We start from the raw sequence: 18849 nt of genomic DNA, 5'->3' as shown, positions 1-18849 counted from the left end.
GAATGGTTGGGGGATGGCGACAAATCGGGAAGATCAGAAAAAGTCAGGAAGCGCGTAGTAGGAGGGACAGGGAGCGGATTCACTCACCAGAGGCGGCCGCCCTCTCCCGCCGGTTCGCCACTCGCCGTACGGCGTGGCCGAGCGCCGGGGCGACGCCCCTGGGCATCAGGAGCATGACGACGAGCAGGCAGACGCCGTACAGGAGGTAGGACTGGCCGGCGCTCACGGACCCCGTGAGGTTGGGCACGACGACGTAGAACGCGGCGCCGAGCACGCAGCCGAGGAGGCTGCGCAGGCCGCCGATCGCGAGCCCGGCGAGCATCGAGATGCTGAGCGTGAGGACGAGTGTCTCCGGCGAGATGAACTGCACGGCCACGACGTACAGCACTCCCGCGACCCCGCCGTAGACGGACGACAGCGTGAAGGCCAGCACCTTGTACCGGGTGACGTGGACACCCTGCGCCGTCGCCAGCGCCTCGTTGACCCGGATGGCGTCGAACGCCCGCCCGAAGCGGCCGCGCCGCAGGGCGGCGGCCAGGGCGAAGACGATCGCCGCGCCGATGCCGACGACGTAGTAGCGCCACTGGTCGGCGGCCAGCCCGGTCCACCCCGGGGCCTGGACGATGGTGACGTTGAGCCCTTGCGCGCCGCCGGTCACGACCTCCATCCGCTTGGCGAGGGGCACCGCGACCACCGGCAGCGTCAGCGTGATCATTCCCAGCGCGTAGCCGCGCAGCCGTGCGGCGGGGATGGCCACGAGGCAGCCCACCACGCCGGCGACGGCCGTGCCGAGGAGCAGCCCGGCCCAGACCGGCCAGCCGTGCACGGCGCCGGCCGCGACGCCGTACGCGCCGATCCCGAAGAACGCGCTCTGCCCGAGCGAGACCTGGCCCGTCCAGCCGACCAGGATGTCCAGCCCGAGGATCGCGACGGCGTAGACCAGGATCAGCGTCACCTGCAGGTTGGCGAAGGGGCTCATGACCAGCGGGAAGACCGCGAACACCAGGACCAGCGCCACCGCGGTGAGCGCGCGCCCGCGCCGCCGGCGGGAGGTCCCGCCGCCGTCCGTGACCGCGGGCTCGTCGACCACGACGCTCATACCCGCCGCACCTCCTTGTGGCCGAAGACGCCTTCGGGCTTGAGCAGCAGGATGAGGACCATCAGGACGAGCGGCACGGCGATCTTCATGTCGCCGCCGACGAACGAGACGTAGGTGCCCGCGAGGTTCTCGACCACGCCGATGAACCAGGCGGCCAGCACGGTGCCGAGCGCCGAGTTGAGGCCGCCGAGCACGGCGGCGGCCAGCGCGTAGGTCAGGACCGAGTCCATCATCTCCGGGGCGAGGTACAGCTTCGGGGCGACCAGGCAGCCGGCCAGCGCGCCGACCGCGGCGGCGAGCCCCCACCCGAGCATGAGCAGCCTGCCCACCGGGAGGCCGAGCAGCGCGCTCGACTCGGGGTTGGCGGCGACCGCACGGAAGGCGAGGCCGAGCCGGGTGTGCCGGAACAGCCAGTTGAGGGCCAGCACGACGACGAGCAGCGCCCCGATCGTGCCGAGCGTGCCGTACCCGATCGTGCCGCCGCTTCCCGAGCCGACGCCGCCCGAGGGGAAGGCCGAGGGGAACTGCTTGAGCACGGTCCCCCAGATCAGGCTGACCAGCCCGTTGACGGAGATCAGCAGCCCGACCGTGACCACGATGGCGGCGAGCGGCTCCCCGCCTTCGAACCTGCGGATCAGGAACCGTTCGACCAGCGCCCCCACGACCAGGGAGAGCACGATCGCCGCCCCGATCGCGCCCCAGACGGGCACCCCGGCGTCGTAGAGGGTCCACGCGACGTACGTGGAGATCACGGCCATCTGGCCCTGTGCGAAGTTCACGATCCCGGTCGACCGGTGGACGAGCACGAGCGCCAGGGCGAGCGTGGCGTAGACCGATCCGGAGCTGAGTCCGTCGAGCACCTGCTGCAGAAGGTTCATCGGTCAGTTCCCCAGGTAGGCGCGTCGGACTTCGTCATGGCCGGAGATCTCCCGCGCGGTGCCCGTCAGCACGACCCGCCCGGACTCGAGCACGACCGCGTGGTCGCCGACGCTCAGCGCCAGGTCGGCGTTCTGCTCGACCACCAGCACGGTGAGGCCCCACTCGTCGCGAAGCCGGGGAAGCAGGACGAACAGCTCCTTGGTGATCAGCGGGGCCAGGCCGAGCGACGGCTCGTCGAGCAGCAGGATCGATGGGCGTCCCATGAGTGCCCGCGCGATGGCCAGCATCTGCTGCTCACCGCCCGACAGACCCGCCGCCTGCGACTGCGCCCGCTCCCCCAGGACGGGGAACAACTCGCGCAGCCGCCGCAGGTCGGCGCGGGCCTGCACGCGGTCTCGCCGCAGCAGCGCCCCGGCCTTCAGGTTGTCGTCGACGCTGAGCTGCCCGATGGTCCCCCTGCCCTGGGGGACGTGCGCGACGCCGAGCCTGGCCACGGCGTCGGGGGCGGACGGGATCGGCCGGCCGTCGATGAGGATCTCCCCGGTCGACCGGACCAGGCCGCTGATCGCGCGCAGCGTCGTCGTCTTCCCCGCGCCGTTGGCGCCCAGCAGGGTCGTGATCGAGCCGTCGCCGACGTGAAGGCTCACGTCGTGCAGCACCTGGGCCTTGCCGTAGCCGGCGTGCACGCCGCGAAGCTCGAGCGTGCTCACGCCGCCCCCAGGTAGGCGGAGACGACGACCGGGTCGGACTGCACGGCCTGCGCGGTCCCCTCCGCGACCTTCCTGCCGCTGACCAGTGCCACGACGTGGTCGGTGACGGCGGAGATCAGGCCCATGTGATGTTCGACCACGATCACGGTCAGGCCGTGGTCGGCGCGGATGCGCGTGATCAGCTCGCCGACCTCACCGACCTCGCTGTGCGTCAGCCCGCTGGCCGGCTCGTCGAGGAGCAGCAGCCGCGGCCCGCTCAGCAGCGCCCTGGCGATCTCGACCCGCTTCTGCGACCCGTACGGCAGGTCGCCCGCGGATGTCCGCTCCGCGCCCGCGAGTCCGAGCGAGCCCAGCAGTTCCCTGGCCCGGGTGACGAGCTCGCGTTCCCTGCGCCTTTCGCCGGGAAGGGCCAGCATGGCCGACAGCACGGTGCCGGAGAGCGTGCTGTGCCCGCCCAGCAGCACGTTGTCCAGGACGGTGCGGTCCGGCTGGAGTGTGGGGTGCTGGAACGTCCTGGCGATCCCGAGCCGCACCGTCCGGTGCGCGGGCACGCTCAGCACGTCCACCCCGCCGACGCGGATGCTCCCCCCTGACGGCCGGTAGTAGCCGTTGACGCAGTTGAACAGCGACGACTTGCCCGCGCCGTTGGGGCCGACCAACCCGCAGATCTGCCGTTCGCCGACGTCGAACGCGACGTCCGCCAGCGCCGTCACCCCGCCGAACCGCAGGGTCAGGTCGCGCACCTCCACGAGGGCCTGTGTTCCGTGGTTCACACCGCCACCCACCGGTCGTGTGGAGGGCGGCCATGACAACCGCCCTTCTGGTCAGTGGAAGCGTGCCGAAAAGTGATCTGCGTCTCGATACGACTTCCGGATGCCGGAAGTCATGTTTCATCCGAGTGTCCCGACGACCGATCCTCATGGCATCTCCGAATCCGACGAGACAGGACGGACATCGTGGGCTTCCCAGTCAAATTCGCCAGGAACCGGTGGTACGTCGCCGCGTACGGCAACGAGATCAACCGGAAGCTGCTGCCCCGCACGATCCTCGGCGAGGCCCTGGTCTTCTACCGGACTCAGGCCGGACAGGTCATCGCGCTGTCGGACCACTGCGTGCACCGCAGGTTCCCGCTGTCCGAGAGCCACCTCGACGGCGACAACGTGGTGTGCGGCTACCACGGGTTCACCTACGACCCGTCGGGGACGTGCGTCGCCGTGCCGGGACAGCGGAGGATCCCGCGGACCGCCCGCGTGCCCGCCTACCCGGTCGTGGAGCAGGACTCCTTCGTGTGGGTGTGGATCGGCGACAAGGACAAGGCGGACCCGGCCGACATCCCCCGCGCGCCGTGGCTCGACCACCCGGAGTGGACCAGCGTGTACGGCATGGAGCCGCTGAACGCCCCCTACGGCCTGCTGGTCGACAACCTCCTGGACCTGTCGCACGAGACGTACCTGCACGGCGGCTACATCGGGACTCCCGAGGTCGCCGACACGCCGATCCGCACCGAGGTCGACGACGAGCAGCAGATCATCTACGTCAGCAGGCACATGGACGACGCGGCCTGCCCGCCGTTCTACGCCAAGTCCACCGGGATCACCGGGCGCATCGTGCGCTGGCAGGACATCGAGTACCACCCGCCGTGCCTCTACCTGCTGCACAGCAGGGTCGCGCCGGTCGGCGTGCTCCCGGACGCCGACGGCTCCGACCCCGGCGGCTTCCACGTCGAGGTCGTGTACGCGATCACCCCGGAGACGGAGAACTCCACGCACGACTTCTGGGCCGTCGCCCGCGACTTCGCCCGGGACGACGAGGGGGTGTCCGACTTCCTGCGCGAGAGCAACAGGACCGTCGTGCTCCAGGACGTCGTCGCGCTGAACAAACTGGCCGAGGTGCTCGCCGCCGAACGCGACGGCTACCAGGAGTTGAGCATCAACATCGACACCGGCGGCCTGGCCGCCCGCCGTCTGATCGCGGCGCAGATCGCGGCGGGAGAGGGAGCCGAGCCCGCCCGCGCCCCGAGCACCGCGGCCACGGGATGACCGCCGTGGCCGGCCTCAGGGACAGGACGGACTCCGAGACGGTCTTCACGGTCGAATGGGTGCCGGGCACGGACCTGCTGCTCGGGATCTGCCACTGCGGTGCGCGGCGGCGGTTCGAAGACCCCGTCGAGTTGTGGGACTGGCTGCTGCGGCACCCGGAGGGTCACGTGAACCCGCCCGGCTCCGCGGAACCCCCGCCGCCGGTCCACGAACCGGCTCTCTCCCGTTAGTCCGCGATGCGCGAACCGGAGTTCGTAACCGTCGTCCGGGAGAAGACCGTCGTCTCCGACGGCGTGGTCGGCCTGGTGCTCGGCCACGCCGAAGGGACCCCGCTGCCCTCCTGGCGGCCGGGGGCGCACATCGACCTCGTCCTGGGCGACGGGCTGGTGCGGCAGTACTCCCTGTGCGGCGACCCGGCGGACCCGTCGGCATACCGGCTCGGCGTGCTGCGCGAACCGGACGGCCGGGGCGGCTCGTCCTACGTGCACGACTCGCTGTCCACGGGTGACCGGATCCTCGTCCGCGGCCCGCGCAACCACTTCGAACTCGAGGACGCGCCTTCGTACCTCTTCGTCGCCGGAGGCATCGGCATCACCCCCCTGCTGCCGATGATCGCGGAGGTGGACGCCGGGGGCGCCCGCTGGAGACTGCTCTACGGCGGGCGGACCCGGCGCTCGATGGCGTTCCTCGACGTCCTCGACCGGTACGGCGACCGCGTCCTGGTCCGCCCGCAGGACGGGCACGGCCTGCTGGACCTTCGGGGGTTCCTCGAGGAGGCCACGCGGGACACGCTCGTCTACGGCTGCGGCCCGGAACCGCTGCTCACGGCTCTCGAGGACGCCTGCGGGGCGCGGGCCAGGGAGATGTTGCGCGTCGAACGGTTCACACCCCGGGAAGCGATCCACGACGACCGCGACGGCATGTTCGAGGTGGTGCTCGCGCAGTCCGGGCTCACTCTCACGGTCGGCCCCGGGCAGACCGTCCTGGAGTGCGTCGAGGCCGCCGGGATCCCGGTGCTCTCCTCCTGCCAGGAGGGCACCTGCGGCACCTGCGAGACCGACGTCCTCGAGGGGACGCCCGACCACCGGGACTCGTTGCTGACCGAGGACGAGCGCGCCGATGGGACGACCATGATGATCTGCGTCTCCCGCTGCCTGGGCGAAAGGCTCGTGCTCGACCTCTGAAACCCGCCCGCCGCGAATGAACCCGTCACGGAAGCCAGGCCACTGGAAACCAGCAGAGCGAGGACCCATTGACCTCAGGAACGACCACCTCATCCGGGCCCGGCCCGTCCGTCCCCGTCCTGGACGACGACCCGTTCAGCCGATCGTTCCTGGCCGACCCGTATCCCCGCCACGAGCGGATGCGTGAGGCCGGCCCCGTCATCCGGCTCTCGCACTACGGGATCTGGGCGTCCGCGCGTCACGAACAGGTCTTCGCGGCGCTGACCGACTGGCGGGCCTTCTCCTCCGCCTCGGGCGTCGGGCTCGCCGACTTCCGCAAGGAGAAGCCGTGGCGGGTCCCGAGCCTGCTCCTGGAGGCCGACCCGCCGGACCACACCCGCGTCCGCGAGGTCATGACGGAGGTCCTGTCCTCGCGGAGGGTTCGCGGCCTGCGTGAGGAGTTCGCCGCCGCGGCCGAGGCACTGGTGGGCGACCTGGTCGAGCGCGGCACCTTCGACGCCGTCCGCGACCTCGCCGAGGTCTTCCCGCTGCGGGTATTCCCGGACGCCCTCGGGCTGCCGGAACAGGGCAGGGAGAACCTGATGCCGTACGGCGGCATGGCCTTCAACGGCTTCGGCCCCCGCAACGACCTGTTCCACGAGGCGATGGCGGACGCGGCCCGTATCCAGGAGTGGATCAACGAGGCCTGCCGCCGGGAGAACCTCGCCGCGGGTGGCCTGGGCCAGGACATCTGGGCCTTCGCCGACACCGGCCGGATCACCCCCGAGCAGGCGGCGATGCTGGTCCGCTCGCTGCTCAGCGCCGGGATCGACACGACGGTGTACGCCATCGGAAACGCGCTCGCCGCACTGGCCGCGCACCCCGGCCAGTGGGCGAGGGTCCACGAGAACCCGGCACTGGCCAAGCTGGCCTTCGAAGAGGCGATCCGGTTCGAATCCCCCGTCCAGACCTTCTTCCGCACGACGACCCGGACGGTGGACCTCGGCGGGGTGCGGATCGGCCCCGGAGAGAAGATCCTGCTGTTCCTCGGCGCCGCGAATCGTGACCCCCGCAAATGGATCAATCCCCATACACTCGACGTCACTCGCCGGACCGCGGGGCACGTCGGGTTCGGAACGGGCATCCACGGCTGCGTCGGCCAGCAAGTGGCACGCCTCGAAGGCGACGTGGTCCTGACCGCGCTCGCCAGACGCGCGGCGACGCTGACGCCCACGGCCGCACCTGAGCCGAGACCGAACAACACCCTGCGCGGATTCTCCAGCGCCCCCATCCGGGTGGAGAAGGCCGCCGTCCGGAGCAGATGAGGAGATCGGTGGGATGACGTACCGTTCACCCGCCGCGGGCGGCGCGTCCGGACCGTCCAGACCGTCCAGCGCGGGCAGCACGTCCGGGCCTTCCAGACCGTCCGGCGCGGGCGGCACGGGCAGCGCGGGCGGCGCGGGCGGCGCGGGCAGCGCGGGCGGCGCGGGCAGCGCGGGCGGCGCGGATGGGAGCCGGAGCGTCAGCTCGCGGCTGCTCGCACTCCTTGACGTGTTCACGGCCGCCCAGCCGGAGCTCACGCTGTCGGAGATCAGCAGGCTGGCCGACGTCCCGCTCAGCACGGCGCACCGGCTCCTCGGCGAGCTGACGGCCTGGGGCGCGCTGGAGCGCGGCCCGGACGGGAAGTTCCGGATCGGCCTGAAGCTGTGGGAACTCGGCTCGCTCGCCCCCCGGGGCCTTCCGCTGCGCGATGTCGCGCTGCCGCTGATGGAGGACCTGTACGAGGCGACCCATGAGAACGTCCAGCTCTCGGTGCGCGAGGGCCCGGCCGTGGTCTTCGTCGAGCGGATCTCCGGACGAGGTGCGGTGCCCACCCTGACCCGGGTCGGCGGGCGCTTCGCCATCCACGCGACCGGAGGCGGCCTGGTCCTGCTCGCGCACGCGCCCCCCGAGATCCAGGAGCAGGTGCTCGCCGAGCCGCTGCAGACCTTCACCCGTTACACGATCGACAATCCGGTGAGGCTGCGCCGGGTGCTGGCCGAGGTCAGGCTCCGGGGCTACGCGCTCAGTGACCGCCAGGTCACCGAGGACGCCTTCACGGTCGCGGCCCCCATCTACGGCGCCGGCGACGAGGTCGTGGCCGCGCTGTCCCTGGTGGTCAATCATCAGGGCGCGGAACCGGCCCATCTCGTGCCGCTGGTCCTTTCCACCGCCCGCAGCATCTCCCGCCTGCTCGGTGCGCCGAACTCGCAACATTCTGAGGACGCCCGGCACCTCAGGACGTAGCAGGGCGGGCACAGCCCCTATTTCCTCGGGCTTCCGGCCGCCTCCGGCCTCACCCGAGCCCTGCGGATCATGTGGCAGCGCGATGAATTTGTAACGTGCGGGACCATCTGCCCTGCGGCAATACGTCGCGAGCGGTCTCCCGGACAAGACATACTCGGGAGAATGAAGTCTGCTAGCGGGGCGCCCCGGCGCCATCTGCCCACAAGTCCCTTCAAGCCCCCGCTTCCCGCGCCACCACTCGAGCAGTACAGCGTGGACGACCGGGTGAGTCACGACCGTTACGGCCTCGGTGTGGTCATCGGTGTCGAAGAGGGAGCCGCCGTCCTCGTCGATTTCGGCTCACGGCAGGAGCGGATCACGGCGCCGTACGCCAAGCTGGTCAAACTCTGAGATCCCGCGCGCCCCTGCGGCGCGCGGAACGCAAGATCGGCGTCTGAGAGACGCACATTGACACTGTGGCGGGTTGACCCCGCCCAGTGGTTCGGCATATCTCCGGGCACCCGCGGACAGTCGACGACGGGGCTGAGACTCCATCTCCCCGTCCTGGCCGGTGCCCGGGTCGCTCGCGCGGGACCGTATCCAGGAGTGCGGCCAGCCGATCATCGAGCACGGGGCGACGGCCTCCGAGAAGGCCTCCGCCATGTGGCTGTCGTCTCGGTAGACCAGCGTGTTCCCCACGAGGACCGGGCAGGTGCCCGCCTTGGCGCACGACCAGGGCCCGGGATCGATGACGGCGGCACCCGTGGATCTCACCGCGCTCTTTATCTTCGCGAGGGGTCCTGGATCGTCTGAGTCACGGTGTTCGCGCGATCCTCTGTGTGCTCACCGCACTTCGGCAAAGGTGGGCGCTCGATCAACCCGGCCCGTAGAGCCTGATATCGGTTTCGAGGCCACCGAGCTTCTCGAAGATGAGCGGACGGACTTGGGACCAGTCCAAGCCCCCGTTGCCGCAGCCCAGCGGCGGAACCGCGACGCTTCGGATGTCCAGGCGGACGAGGATCCGGGCCAGATCATCCAGTCCGGCCTCGACGTCGTCCAGACGCGACCGTTGCCGCCAGTGGCGCTTGGTGGGGAAATTGAGGACCCAGCGGTCGCCGTCGCCCAGCCGTACGGGAAGGATGTGGCCCGGCTGAACGCGGCCGTCCGCGCAGGCCTCGGCATAGGCGGTGAAAACGTCCGGGAACTCCCGCTTGAATTGCCGGGCGATCCCCCTGCCCATGACGCCGACCGTGTTGACGGTGTTGACGAGGGCCTGAGCGTCATCGCGTAGCAGGTCGCCGGTGGTTTCCGTGATCAAAGTTCTTTCTCCACAACATCGCTGATCCGCGCCGCCACGCCCGGGCAGGACGTTTGGGGCCTCGGAGGTCGCCCCGAGGCTCGGATGTCAGAAGGGCGGGACATCGCGCGCGGGATTCGGGGGCGGCATCTTCGACTGCTCGAACGGCTCCCGCCCCGGCCCGATGGATGCCGGTTCCCACCAGACGGGAATGTCCTCCCAGCTGGAGAGCAGGTACGCGGAGGCTTCGAGGTCGATCTCCTCGGCGACGGTGCCGGCATCGACCTTCATGGTGCCCGGCCAGGCCGAGGGGAAGGGTTCGATGATCGGTGGTGTGCGCACCGGGTAACGGTGTCCGGTGCGGCTGATCCAGATCACCTGACCCGGCGCCGGCTGGATGACCCGCCAGCCATGATCACGGAGATCGTGGTCGTGCGAGCAGGCGGCTTCGAGATTGCGCGCGGTGGTGAGCCCGCCATGGCTGTGCGGGTTGATGTGATCGAGCTCCGACCTGCTTGCGGGCGCGCGGCAACCAGGAGCGGTGCACACCCTGTCTCGGATCTGCACCCACCGCCGAAGCCCGGCCCCGGCGAATCGCCGCCGCGCCTCGGCATGACCGTCGGCATCGAAGCCCGGCGTCTTGGCGGCCTGGGCGCGTGCCGCGTCCAGTTGCCGGATGACATCGGTGATGACGGATGCCCATCCTTCGAGCCCGGGCAGGTCGGTCTGCCACTCACGCAGCAGCGTGAGCGGGATCTGCAGCTCCACGATCCCGTTGCGGCTTGACGGTCCGCCTGACCCAGATTGGCCCGGTCCGCCAGGGTGGGCCGGTCCGCCAGGGTGGGCCGGTCCGCCAGGGTGGGCCGGTCCGCCGGATCCTCCCGGTCGGCCCGGTCTGCCCGCCCCACCGGATCGGCCCGGTTCATCATGCCTGTGGGGTCTACCCGGGGGGTGCGGCCAACCTGCGGGGCGACGCCTGGTGATCCCCGCGTGCAGAAGCCGGCCGTCGTCATCGCAGACGGCGAAACGCCACTCCCCGCAGATCTGCCGTTTCACCAAACGGCGCGCCAGATGAGCCGGGATCGGCCCCCAGCCGGCCAACTCTCCAGGGAAGTCGTCCAGGTGAAAGAGCGTGGACACACGCACCCGCACCTCCCCCACCGCACCGACCATCGACGACTCGGACGACTCATCGGGAGCCCGCGGCTCAGGCTCATGTTCGGGATCGGCCAGACCTGAATCCAACCTGTCCTCGGGCTCGGGCTCGGAGCCTGAGTCGGATGGCGTCTCATCGGAAGGCCCGCTGTCACACGGCGGGTCACCAGCGGGGACGGCCCTGAAGTCACCATCAAGTCCGGGGGCAGGGTCTGAGTCGGGCGGCGTCTCATCGGAAGGCCCGCTACCGCGGGGCGGGTCACCATCAGGCCCAGGCCCGGAGTCACCATCGGACCCCAGGTCGGGGAAGGTCTCGTCGGAAAGCTGGTCGTCGTAGTCGTCCTCATCCCCGTGGGCAGCCTCCGCGGCGGCCCGGAGGAGCACAGCGATGATCGCGTCGTCGTCCAGGCCGGACAGCTCCCCGTCGAGCAGACCGAGAAACACGTCGGCTCGGATGTGGTCGATCGGACTGCCCAACCCGGCCCGCTTGGCCTTCTGCGCGATCGCATTCACCCGGCAGATCGCCGCAGCCGCCTGATCCACCGGCAACTGCTGCCCGGTGATGGTCACGGTCCCATCATCATGACGCGTGCCCTCCACCCGGCGTCGCTGCACCGCACGTTCATACCTGCGCCGCGCCCACCCTGGATCGGCGGCCAGCAACAGGCGTTTGATCTTGTCCTTCAACTGGCTGGTCGTCCACCCGCCGGCCTTCGGCAACAGCGCCGCGACCACTCCATCGGCCACCTGCTCGGGCACGTCCTCCAGCCAGTCACAGAACACCCGGGCGCGCGCCTTATCGATCCGGCCGCACAAAAGCTCATCACGCACCCGGCGAAATCGGGTCGCCAGGAAATAAGACAACCAATATTCGTATTCGGCGGCGCGACGCGTCAAAGTCAGCGCGGCACGGATCTCGTCAGCCGAATACTTATCCGGACAGGCCATTTTCTCCATGTCGCCCGGCGACGGCTCATACAGCCCCACCTCGGCCATCACCTCGGCCTTGCGGGCCTGAACGTAGCCCTCCAACTGCGCATAAGCCTGCAGGACCACCACGGCGTCGAAACCGCTCAACCGGCCCAGATCCAGCCCATGCAACACGGCAGCCGACTCCGGCCCAGGCACCATGCCCGCCAGGCCGGGAGGAATCAACTGCCGCTCGATGACCACACCACGAAATTACCAACCGCCACCGACAAAAACGCCCCCGGCAGCGCCCCACCAGAATTCCCATCGAAGAAAACACCACACATACAAAAGATCGGGCGACTCGGTCTCGCTACAAATGCCGGGCAAACAGGAATAACGAGCCATACGCAAGGCCGTGAACCGGGTCCACCGCCGGGCCGGTCGTCCGCATCGCCCTCGGCCGGGCACTCAAGGGCGGAAGGGCGAGGTTCAGACTGCGCGCCCATACGCGCCGATCTCCGGTGCGCCATCCGTCCCCTCGCGACCCAGGCGGCGGCGCCGTACAACGGAAAACAACGCGACACGGCGAACTCAACGCCGGGAACCGTGCTCGTGTCGGTCGCCATACGCCGGCGGCAGGCAGGCGGCGGGCGGCGGGCGGCGGGCGGCGGGCAGCGGGCAGCGGGCAGCGGGCAGCGGGCAGCGGGCAGCGGGCAGGCCAAGATGCACGCAACATCACCCCGCCTGGAACTCCCATTTCGGACGATCTTTGGGGTTGAATCGGAGAGAGCAAAGCTGATCGACGACGTCCCTACCCCCGTCGAGGAGTCACCGTGACCCTCACTCCGGCAGCACCCGCAGCACCACCCTGTTCATCGGCTTCATCGGCGACGACATCACCGGCAGCGGGCGCGAGCGCGCCGCCCCCTTCTCCCCATTCCGGCGTGACAGACAAGGTACGGCTCGACATGGAACAGGAGCGATGAAGCGATGAGCAGACCACTGGGCGTCCAGCTCTACACCGTCCGGGAACGACTCGCAGCCGACCGCGACGGCGTGCTGCGCCGGATCGCGGAGATCGGCTACGACGCGGTGGAGCCGTTCGACCCGACCGAAGACCCGAAGGGCTTCCGGCAGATCACCGATGATCTGGGGCTGGCCGTGCCGTGCACCCACGCCTACGCACTGCTCGAGCAGGAGCCGGCGGCCGTGCTCGACGCGATCGCCACCATCGGCGCCGACATGGTCGTCATCCCGGGCGGCATCCCGCACGAGGAGTTCACCACCCGCGACGGCCTGGCCCGCACCGCCGACCTGCTGAGCGGCCTGGCCGAGCACGCCAAGCCGTACGGCATGCGGCTCGGGTACCACAATCACTGGTGGGAGATCGAGCCGCGCGTCGACGGCCGCCACGCGCTGGAGGTGCTGGCCGAGATGCTCCCTCCGGAGGTCTTCCTGGAGGTCGACACGTACTGGGCCGCCGTGGGCGGCGCCGACGTGCCCGGCCTGCTGCGCCGTCTCGGCGACCGGGTCGCGGCACTGCACGTCAAGGACGGCCCCGGCGTCAAGGGCGAGCCGCACACCGCCGTGGGCGCGGGGGTCATGCCGGTGCCCGAGATCCTCGCCGCGTCGCCGGACGCCTGGCGGATCGTCGAACTCGACAGCTGCGCGACCGACATCATCGACGCCCTGGCCGAGAGCCGCACCTACCTGTCCACTCTGGAGGCGGTGTGAGAAACGGGCCCGTGGGCGTCGCGATCGTCGGCGCCGGCGTGATCAGCAGCCACTACCTGCGTCATCTCTCCGAGTTCCCCGACACCCGTGTGCTGGGCGTCGCCGACCTCGACACCGGCCGGGCCGCCGCCGCGGCCCGAGAGTATGGCGTGCCGGTGTCCGGCGACGTGGACACCGTCCTCGCGCTGCCGGAGGTGGAGATCGTCGTCAACCTCACCATTCCCGCCGCCCACGCCTCCGTCGCGATGGCGGCCCTGCGCGCGGGCAAGCACGTGTACGGCGAGAAGCCGTTGACACTCGACCTCGCCGAGGGCGAGAAGTTGCTGGCCGAAGCCCACACTCGGGGGCTGTGGGTCGGCAACGCGCCCGACACCTTCCTGGGCGCGGGCATCCAGTCGGCCGTCCGCGCGCTGCGAACCGGCCTCATCGGGACGCCGATCGCCGCGACCGCCATGATGCAGAACCTCGGCCCCGAGTCGTGGCATCCGAGTCCCGAGTTCCTCTACCAGCGCGGGGCGGGCCCCCTGTTCGACATCGGGCCCTACTACCTGACCGCGCTGGTCGCCATGCTCGGCCCCGCCTCCCAGGTGGCGGCCACCACCCGGCGCACCGGAACGCATCGCGTGATCGGCTCGGGCCCCAAGGCGGGCACGAGCTTCGAGGTCGAGGTGCCGACGCACGTCACCGCGCTGATCGACTTCGCAGAAGGCCCGACGGCCTCGTCGACCTTCAGCTTCGACTCGCCCTTACGCCGGACGATGATCGAGATCACCGGCACCGAGGGCACCCTGTCGGTGCCGGATCCCAACACCTTCGCCGGTCCGTTGTTGATACGCGGCGCCCGTGACGACGAGTGGCGCGAACTGCCGGTCGAGGGAACCACGGCCGGTCGCGGGCTCGGCGTGCTCGACATGGCACGGTCACTTCGTTCCGGCACGTCGCACCGGGCCTCGGGGGCGCTCGCACTCCACGTCCTGGAGACGATGACGGCGATCATCGAGTCCGCGGAGCGTGGCCGGTTCCTCCCCGTCCGCACCGAGGTGCCGCCCACCGACCCGCTTCCCGAGGCGTGGGACCCGTACGCGTCGACGCTGAACTGACCTTCCCGGGCGTGTGGGCACGGGCCGCGTGACCTGTCACGATGCCCGTGCCCCCTCCCCGGGCGGTCAGCGCAGCGGGTGGGCCTTGAAGAAGTCCCACATCACCGCGGTGGCGGAGATGGTCTGGGTGACGTGCCCGGGGCCGCTGTCGGCCAGTTCGCCGGGCCAGGTGTGGCCGCCGCCCTCGATGCGGTAGTGGATGACCGTCGAGCGGGCCCGGCAGCCCGTCCATTGGAAGGCGGTGATGTCGTCCTTGGCGACGATCGTCTGCGGGGTGCCGTCGCAGCCGTCGCGCTCGGCCCACGCGGCGGTCCAGTCGAACACCGGGGGGAGGCCGTCTTCGGGCTCACCCAGGTAGTCGACGATCGAGTCGGCGGTGCCGTGGAAGTCCAGGATCGGCACGGCCCGCCGCGGTGCGCAGTTCTGCTCCCCGGCCTGATAGAAGGCTCCCGAGACCGGTGCGGCGGCCGCGATCCTGCGAGACAGGCGGCAGGCCAGAACGCCGGCGAAGCCCGCGCCGTTGGACTTTCCCGTGACGAAGACGCGGGCCGGGTCGACGCAGAGGGTGCCCTGCAGTTCGTTGAGCAGGTCACTGACGAACAGCACATCGTCGGCGCCCGAGGCATAAGGGGCCCCCTGCCACGCGGTGTGGCCGCCCTCGCCTATCAGGCCCAGCGGGTAGACGGCGATCGCGTCGAGCGCCGAGATGCCGGAGAAGCCCTCGATCTGCTCGCTGCTGCCTTTGCGGCCGTGGAACGCCATGACCAGAGGCGTCTTCCTTCCAGGCCGATAGCTCGCGGGAAGGTGCAGAACGTAGGAACGCGTCACACCACCGGAGACGATGGTGTGCTGCTCCGAGACGCCGGACTCCACGGTGGACGGCCGCCGGCAGCCTCGGCTCGGGACCCGGTGGTCGACGACCCCGGACTGATGACCGCGCGGACCGGCCTGCTGTACCGGCTCCGCCGAAGCCGACGCCGAAGCCGAAGCCGACGCTGACGCCGAAGCGGGCGTCACGGCGGCCGCGGTGAGTCCGGCGACGAGCGCGGCCGACGCCGCGACGCGCAGGAGTTTGGGGGTGAATGTGCGCATGCTGAACCAGCCTTCTGTCGAAGGTTCGCGGGTGGGGGGGTGCGGAGCGCGGCGGGTGTCAGGTGACCGCGCTCAGGAACGCCTGGAGTCGCGGGCTTTCCGGCGCGCCGAAGAACTTGTCCGGGCCGGCCTTCTCGATCAACCTGCCGTGGTCGAGGAAGACGACCTGTCCGGCGGCCTCCTGCGCGAAACGCATCTCGTGCGTCACCACGATCATCGTCATGCCTTGTCCGGCCAGGTCGCGCATGATGGAAAGCACGCCTTTGACCAGCTCCGGGTCGAGCGCGGACGTCGCTTCGTCGAACAGCATCACCTCCGGTTCCATCGCCAGGGCACGAGCGATGGCCACACGTTGTTGCTGGCCTCCCGACAGTTGTCCCGGCCGCCGATGCTCCAGACCTGCCAGCCCCACCGACGCCAGGTGCGTGCGTGCCCGCTCGGCCGCCTCCTCGGCCGGCAGTTTGCGTACGCGCCGGAGTGCGAGCGTGATGTTGTCCAGCGCGGTGCGGTAGGGGAACAGGTTGAAGGTCTGAAAGACCATGCCGATCCGTGCGCGGACCGCGTCGATGTCCGCCGACCTGTCGGTCACGTCGGTGTCGCCGAGGAGCACCCTGCCCTCGTCGGGTTCCTCGAGCCGGTTGGTGCAGCGCAGCAGGGTCGACTTGCCGGAGCCCGACGGTCCTACGACGCACGTGGTCTGACCGCCCGGGACCTCCAGGCAGATGTCGTGGAGGACCTGGGTCCGCCCGAATCTCTTGTTCACGTGGTCGAAGGTGACCGGGGTGCCGCGGGTCGTGGGGGCCTGCGAGGTGGTCTGTGTCGTCATGGGGTCATCCCGTGCCTTGATGGGCGAGTGCCCGGTCCATGTCGGCCGCGCTGTCGGCCGGAGCGTCCTTCCGCCCGTCCCGGAGCCGCCGTTCCCAGGCGTTGACCGCGTACGTCAACGGCACCGTGATCGCCAGGAAGAGGAGGCCCGCCGCCACGAGCGGCGACAGCGACGCGTTGACGATCGCCGTGTCCTGCGCGATCGCGAACATCTCCCGCTGGCCGGCCGTCAGGCCGAGGAGATAGACCAGCGCGGTGCCCTTGATGACGAGGATGAACTGCCCGGTCAAAGGTGGCAGGACGCGACGGGCTCCCGTCGGGAAGACCACGAACCGCAGCGTCTCCAGGTGGGACAGGCCGAGGCTACGGGCCGCCTCCGTCTGCCCCTTCTCCACGCTCTGGAATCCCGCCCTGAAGATCTCGGCCATGTAGGCCCCTTCGAGCAGGCCGATCGCCAGCGCGGCATAGCCGTAGGTGCTCTCACCGAACAGCGTGATCCCGGCGAGCGGCAGTCCCTGACCCACCAGGTAGACGGTGAGGATGTGCGGCAGGCCGCGCAGGACGTCGACGTACGTCCGGCACGGCAGGCGGACCGCCACCTTGGACGACATCAGCCCGGCCGCGATCACGACGCCGACGACGACGCCGATCACGCTGGCGAGCACCGCCAGGAGCAGCGTGTTGGGGAGGCCGACTCGCAGCAGGGTCGGCAGGGTCTGCCCGATGAGGTCGAGGTTGAAGAACGTCTCCCACACGTGCTGAAGTCCCTCGAACATCGCAGGCCTCCTACGAGCTCGCGGAAGGTGCCGCGGACGCCGCGGCGCCGGCGGGAGCGGTCGTCGGCATGCCCGGATGCTCGGTGACGAGTTCCTCGGGTATCTGCGCGTCCGCCGGGTTCCACTTGTAGAACAGCCGGGTGTACGTGCCGTCCCCGATCATGCCGTCGAGGTTCTTGTTCACCGCGTCGAGAAGCTTCTGCTTGTCCTTGGCCACGGGGAACGCGGTCTTGCCCGACGTGATCACCTCGGAGGCGGTGAAGTCGTCATGCTGTCCGAGCAACTCGCGCACGGTGGCCGTGCCGGAGAACAGCCCGTCCACCTGGCCGGCGGTCAGGGCGTTCGCGCTCGCCGCGATGTTCGGGAACTCCTTGATGACCACTGTGGGAGCGGTCTTCTGCAGCAGCGGAATGAGCGCGCTCCCGCGGGTGATGGCGACCGTCTTGCCCCCGGAGTCCTTGATGGTCGCGAGCGGCGACTGCTTGAGGGAGATCAGTTGAGCCTCGCCGTACGAGACGGCGGCGGTGAAGTTCGTGACGGCTTCGCGTTCCGGCGTGACCAGGACGCCGAACGCCGCGGTGTCGTACCGGTGGTTGCGAACGCTCGGGAGCAGGCTCGCGAAGTCGCTGGAGACGTATGTCGTCTTCAGGCCCATGCGCTTGGCGATCTCATCCATGAGATCGACGTACATGCCGGTGGCCTTGCCGTCCTGCAGGAACGACGCCGGCTTGTCGTCGGTGCGGAAGGCGATGGACAGAACACCTGCCTTGACCAGCCCCAGGTCGGCGCCGTTCTGCGCACCGCCGTCGGTACCGTCGGCGCCGCCGCAGGCCGTGCCGGCCAGGGCGACCGCTATGGCGACCGCGGCCAGCCGCGATGAGGACCGGCGTCTGCTGCGTACGGATGCGGGGGGCATGGCGACTCCTTGAGGTGATGGACGGGGTGCCTGACGAGGTGATGGACGGGGATTCCGACGGAACCGTCGTCGATGCTCAGACGGAATGGGGCGTGGCCGGCGCCGATGGCGTGCCGGGCAACGGCAGGGCGATGAACTGCTCCAAGAACGAGGTGAGCCGGTCCAGGGCGGCGTTCACCTGTCGTTCGCCGAACTCGGCGCTCGCCACGGTGGCGTCGCCGAGGGCGCCGTTCGGGTCGAGGCGGTGGTAGGGCTGGGGAAAGTGGATCGCGGGGTGCATCCGGCTGAGCCGGCCCGCGGGATCGAGGTCGGAACGGCGATGCGTTCCGGGCACCAGGCTCTCCGTCCGCACCAGCTCCGGCGCCAGGTACAGGGCCTGCGAGGTCTCCACCTCGCAGGAATGGCCGCGCAGCTCGCTGACCCCCTCTTGGCTGATGACGTCCGGCACCAAGGCGGAGATGCCGCTGGAGGCGAGGTGCATGTCGGGGAAGTCGGCGCGGATGCGGATCGACGCGATGTCGACCACCGCGTTGTTGCCGCCGTGCCCGTTGAGGAGGAACACCTTGCGCCAGCCGTGCCGGTGGAGGCTGTGGACGATCTCATAGATGACTTGTTGCAACGTCTGCGGCGACAGCGTGAGCGTGCCGGGAAAGCCCATGTGGTGCTCGGACAGGCCGACCGTCGTCTCCGGCGCGATCACCGCGCGGGGCGCCATCCGTTCGGCGACCAACTTCGCCAGCTCGACTGCCCGGACCGTGTCCGTCTGCAAGGCCATGCCGCGGCCGTGCTGCTCGCACGAGCCGAGCGGCACGATCACCAGCGGCGCGACTTCGCGGGCTGCTTCCACTTCAGGCCATGTCATCTCGGCGAGAAGATGACCGCTCCCC

Annotated in this window: 20 protein-coding genes; 8 read left to right on the top strand and 12 right to left on the bottom strand. The window is 70.0% G+C overall.

Going from position 1 to position 18849, the window contains the following annotated elements:
* Positions 1 to 79: 79 nt before the first annotated feature.
* From Pmi06nite_RS12835 to Pmi06nite_RS12820, 4 genes are read right to left on the bottom strand one after another with little or no spacing between them, the layout of a single operon-like run.
* The gene (locus Pmi06nite_RS12835) at positions 80 to 1099 is read right to left on the bottom strand and encodes a branched-chain amino acid ABC transporter permease (RefSeq protein ID WP_203953153.1); all 1020 of its coding nucleotides are present in this window, start codon (positions 1097 to 1099) and stop codon (positions 80 to 82) included.
* A complete protein-coding gene (locus Pmi06nite_RS12830) occupies positions 1096 to 1977 on the bottom strand; it encodes a branched-chain amino acid ABC transporter permease (protein ID WP_203953152.1) in 882 nt (293 codons plus the stop codon). The genes Pmi06nite_RS12835 and Pmi06nite_RS12830 overlap by 4 nt, the downstream gene beginning before the upstream one ends.
* A gap of 3 nt (positions 1978 to 1980) precedes the next feature.
* On the bottom strand, positions 1981 to 2688 hold the full coding sequence (locus Pmi06nite_RS12825; protein WP_203953151.1) for an ABC transporter ATP-binding protein: 708 nt from the start codon (positions 2686 to 2688) through the stop codon (positions 1981 to 1983).
* Positions 2685 to 3461, bottom strand: a complete 777-nt coding sequence (locus Pmi06nite_RS12820) for an ABC transporter ATP-binding protein (protein ID WP_239113857.1) — start codon at positions 3459 to 3461, stop codon at positions 2685 to 2687. Before Pmi06nite_RS12820 ends, Pmi06nite_RS12825 begins: the two co-directional genes overlap by 4 nt.
* A 183-nt stretch (positions 3462 to 3644) precedes the next feature.
* Between Pmi06nite_RS12820 and Pmi06nite_RS12815 the strand changes: the two genes are divergently transcribed.
* The 6 genes from Pmi06nite_RS12815 to Pmi06nite_RS12790 all read left to right on the top strand — a co-directional run bounded on the left by Pmi06nite_RS12815 (position 3645) and on the right by Pmi06nite_RS12790 (position 8566).
* On the top strand, positions 3645 to 4727 hold the full coding sequence (locus Pmi06nite_RS12815) for an aromatic ring-hydroxylating dioxygenase subunit alpha (RefSeq protein WP_203953149.1): 1083 nt from the start codon (positions 3645 to 3647) through the stop codon (positions 4725 to 4727).
* A 5-nt stretch (positions 4728 to 4732) separates the two neighbouring features.
* Positions 4733 to 4957: a hypothetical protein gene (locus Pmi06nite_RS12810; protein WP_203953148.1), complete on the top strand. Its 225-nt coding sequence runs from the start codon at positions 4733 to 4735 to the stop codon at positions 4955 to 4957.
* Positions 4958 to 4963: 6 nt separating this feature from the next.
* Positions 4964 to 5911 (top strand): PDR/VanB family oxidoreductase, encoded by a 948-nt coding sequence (locus Pmi06nite_RS12805; protein ID WP_203953147.1) that lies wholly within the window; start codon positions 4964 to 4966, stop codon positions 5909 to 5911.
* Positions 5912 to 5979: 68 nt separating this feature from the next.
* Complete coding sequence (locus tag Pmi06nite_RS12800; protein ID WP_239113856.1) at positions 5980 to 7215, top strand: cytochrome P450; 1236 nt, start codon at positions 5980 to 5982, stop codon at positions 7213 to 7215.
* A gap of 13 nt (positions 7216 to 7228) precedes the next feature.
* Positions 7229 to 8176: an IclR family transcriptional regulator gene (locus Pmi06nite_RS12795; protein ID WP_203953146.1), complete on the top strand. Its 948-nt coding sequence runs from the start codon at positions 7229 to 7231 to the stop codon at positions 8174 to 8176.
* A gap of 162 nt (positions 8177 to 8338) precedes the next feature.
* Complete coding sequence (locus tag Pmi06nite_RS12790) at positions 8339 to 8566, top strand: hypothetical protein (RefSeq protein WP_203953145.1); 228 nt, start codon at positions 8339 to 8341, stop codon at positions 8564 to 8566.
* Here the strand turns inward: Pmi06nite_RS12790 and Pmi06nite_RS42970 are convergent.
* From Pmi06nite_RS42970 to Pmi06nite_RS12780, 3 genes are all read right to left on the bottom strand, one after another.
* Positions 8516 to 8929 (bottom strand): SGNH hydrolase domain-containing protein, encoded by a 414-nt coding sequence (locus Pmi06nite_RS42970; protein WP_373317292.1) that lies wholly within the window; start codon positions 8927 to 8929, stop codon positions 8516 to 8518. The genes Pmi06nite_RS12790 and Pmi06nite_RS42970 overlap by 51 nt on opposite strands.
* 100 nt (positions 8930 to 9029) lie before the next feature.
* Entirely contained in the window at positions 9030 to 9473 is a 444-nt protein-coding gene (locus Pmi06nite_RS12785; RefSeq protein ID WP_203953144.1) for a macro domain-containing protein, read from the bottom strand.
* An 87-nt stretch (positions 9474 to 9560) separates the two neighbouring features.
* On the bottom strand, positions 9561 to 11780 hold the full coding sequence (locus tag Pmi06nite_RS12780; RefSeq protein ID WP_203953143.1) for an HNH endonuclease: 2220 nt from the start codon (positions 11778 to 11780) through the stop codon (positions 9561 to 9563).
* Positions 11781 to 12509: 729 nt separating this feature from the next.
* Between Pmi06nite_RS12780 and Pmi06nite_RS12775 the strand changes: the two genes are divergently transcribed.
* Complete coding sequence (locus Pmi06nite_RS12775) at positions 12510 to 13253, top strand: sugar phosphate isomerase/epimerase family protein (protein ID WP_203953142.1); 744 nt, start codon at positions 12510 to 12512, stop codon at positions 13251 to 13253.
* Positions 13250 to 14353, top strand: a complete 1104-nt coding sequence (locus Pmi06nite_RS12770) for a Gfo/Idh/MocA family protein (RefSeq protein WP_203953141.1) — start codon at positions 13250 to 13252, stop codon at positions 14351 to 14353. Before Pmi06nite_RS12775 ends, Pmi06nite_RS12770 begins: the two co-directional genes overlap by 4 nt.
* Before the next feature lie 66 nt (positions 14354 to 14419).
* Here Pmi06nite_RS12770 and Pmi06nite_RS12765 read toward each other — a convergent pair whose 3' ends face one another.
* The 5 genes from Pmi06nite_RS12765 to Pmi06nite_RS12745 all read right to left on the bottom strand — a co-directional run bounded on the left by Pmi06nite_RS12765 (position 14420) and on the right by Pmi06nite_RS12745 (position 18824).
* Positions 14420 to 15445: a CE1 family esterase gene (locus tag Pmi06nite_RS12765; protein WP_203953140.1), complete on the bottom strand. Its 1026-nt coding sequence runs from the start codon at positions 15443 to 15445 to the stop codon at positions 14420 to 14422.
* A gap of 58 nt (positions 15446 to 15503) precedes the next feature.
* On the bottom strand, positions 15504 to 16271 hold the full coding sequence (locus Pmi06nite_RS12760) for an amino acid ABC transporter ATP-binding protein (RefSeq protein WP_203953139.1): 768 nt from the start codon (positions 16269 to 16271) through the stop codon (positions 15504 to 15506).
* Positions 16272 to 16275: 4 nt separating this feature from the next.
* The gene (locus tag Pmi06nite_RS12755; protein WP_203953138.1) at positions 16276 to 17046 is read right to left on the bottom strand and encodes an amino acid ABC transporter permease; all 771 of its coding nucleotides are present in this window, start codon (positions 17044 to 17046) and stop codon (positions 16276 to 16278) included.
* 10 nt (positions 17047 to 17056) lie between these two features.
* A complete protein-coding gene (locus Pmi06nite_RS12750) occupies positions 17057 to 17962 on the bottom strand; it encodes a substrate-binding periplasmic protein (protein ID WP_203953137.1) in 906 nt (301 codons plus the stop codon).
* Positions 17963 to 18038: 76 nt separating this feature from the next.
* On the bottom strand, positions 18039 to 18824 hold the full coding sequence (locus Pmi06nite_RS12745) for a creatininase family protein (protein ID WP_203953136.1): 786 nt from the start codon (positions 18822 to 18824) through the stop codon (positions 18039 to 18041).
* Between the last annotated feature and the right edge of the window lie 25 nt (positions 18825 to 18849).

It is taken from the genome of Planotetraspora mira (assembly GCF_016863275.1).
GTDB lineage: Bacteria > Actinomycetota > Actinomycetes > Streptosporangiales > Streptosporangiaceae > Planotetraspora > Planotetraspora mira.
The sequence above is the reverse complement of the archived record's forward strand: the minus strand, read 5'-3'. Positions and strand labels throughout refer to the sequence as shown.

What these genes read in the sequence shown, in the direction of transcription:
- Pmi06nite_RS12775 (WP_203953142.1), top strand. Translation starts at nt 12,510, where the DNA reads ATGAGCAGACCACTGGGCGTCCAGCTCTACACCGTCCGGGAACGACTC.
- Pmi06nite_RS12835 (WP_203953153.1), bottom strand. Translation starts at nt 1,099, where the DNA reads ATGAGCGTCGTGGTCGACGAGCCCGCGGTCACGGACGGCGGCGGGACC.
- Pmi06nite_RS12745 (WP_203953136.1), bottom strand. Translation starts at nt 18,824, where the DNA reads ATGACATGGCCTGAAGTGGAAGCAGCCCGCGAAGTCGCGCCGCTGGTG.
- Pmi06nite_RS12755 (WP_203953138.1), bottom strand. Translation starts at nt 17,046, where the DNA reads ATGTTCGAGGGACTTCAGCACGTGTGGGAGACGTTCTTCAACCTCGAC.
- Pmi06nite_RS12795 (WP_203953146.1), top strand. Translation starts at nt 7,229, where the DNA reads ATGACGTACCGTTCACCCGCCGCGGGCGGCGCGTCCGGACCGTCCAGA.
- Pmi06nite_RS12805 (WP_203953147.1), top strand. Translation starts at nt 4,964, where the DNA reads ATGCGCGAACCGGAGTTCGTAACCGTCGTCCGGGAGAAGACCGTCGTC.
- Pmi06nite_RS12830 (WP_203953152.1), bottom strand. Translation starts at nt 1,977, where the DNA reads ATGAACCTTCTGCAGCAGGTGCTCGACGGACTCAGCTCCGGATCGGTC.
- Pmi06nite_RS12790 (WP_203953145.1), top strand. Translation starts at nt 8,339, where the DNA reads ATGAAGTCTGCTAGCGGGGCGCCCCGGCGCCATCTGCCCACAAGTCCC.
- Pmi06nite_RS12750 (WP_203953137.1), bottom strand. Translation starts at nt 17,962, where the DNA reads ATGCCCCCCGCATCCGTACGCAGCAGACGCCGGTCCTCATCGCGGCTG.
- Pmi06nite_RS12765 (WP_203953140.1), bottom strand. Translation starts at nt 15,445, where the DNA reads ATGCGCACATTCACCCCCAAACTCCTGCGCGTCGCGGCGTCGGCCGCG.
- Pmi06nite_RS12760 (WP_203953139.1), bottom strand. Translation starts at nt 16,271, where the DNA reads ATGACGACACAGACCACCTCGCAGGCCCCCACGACCCGCGGCACCCCG.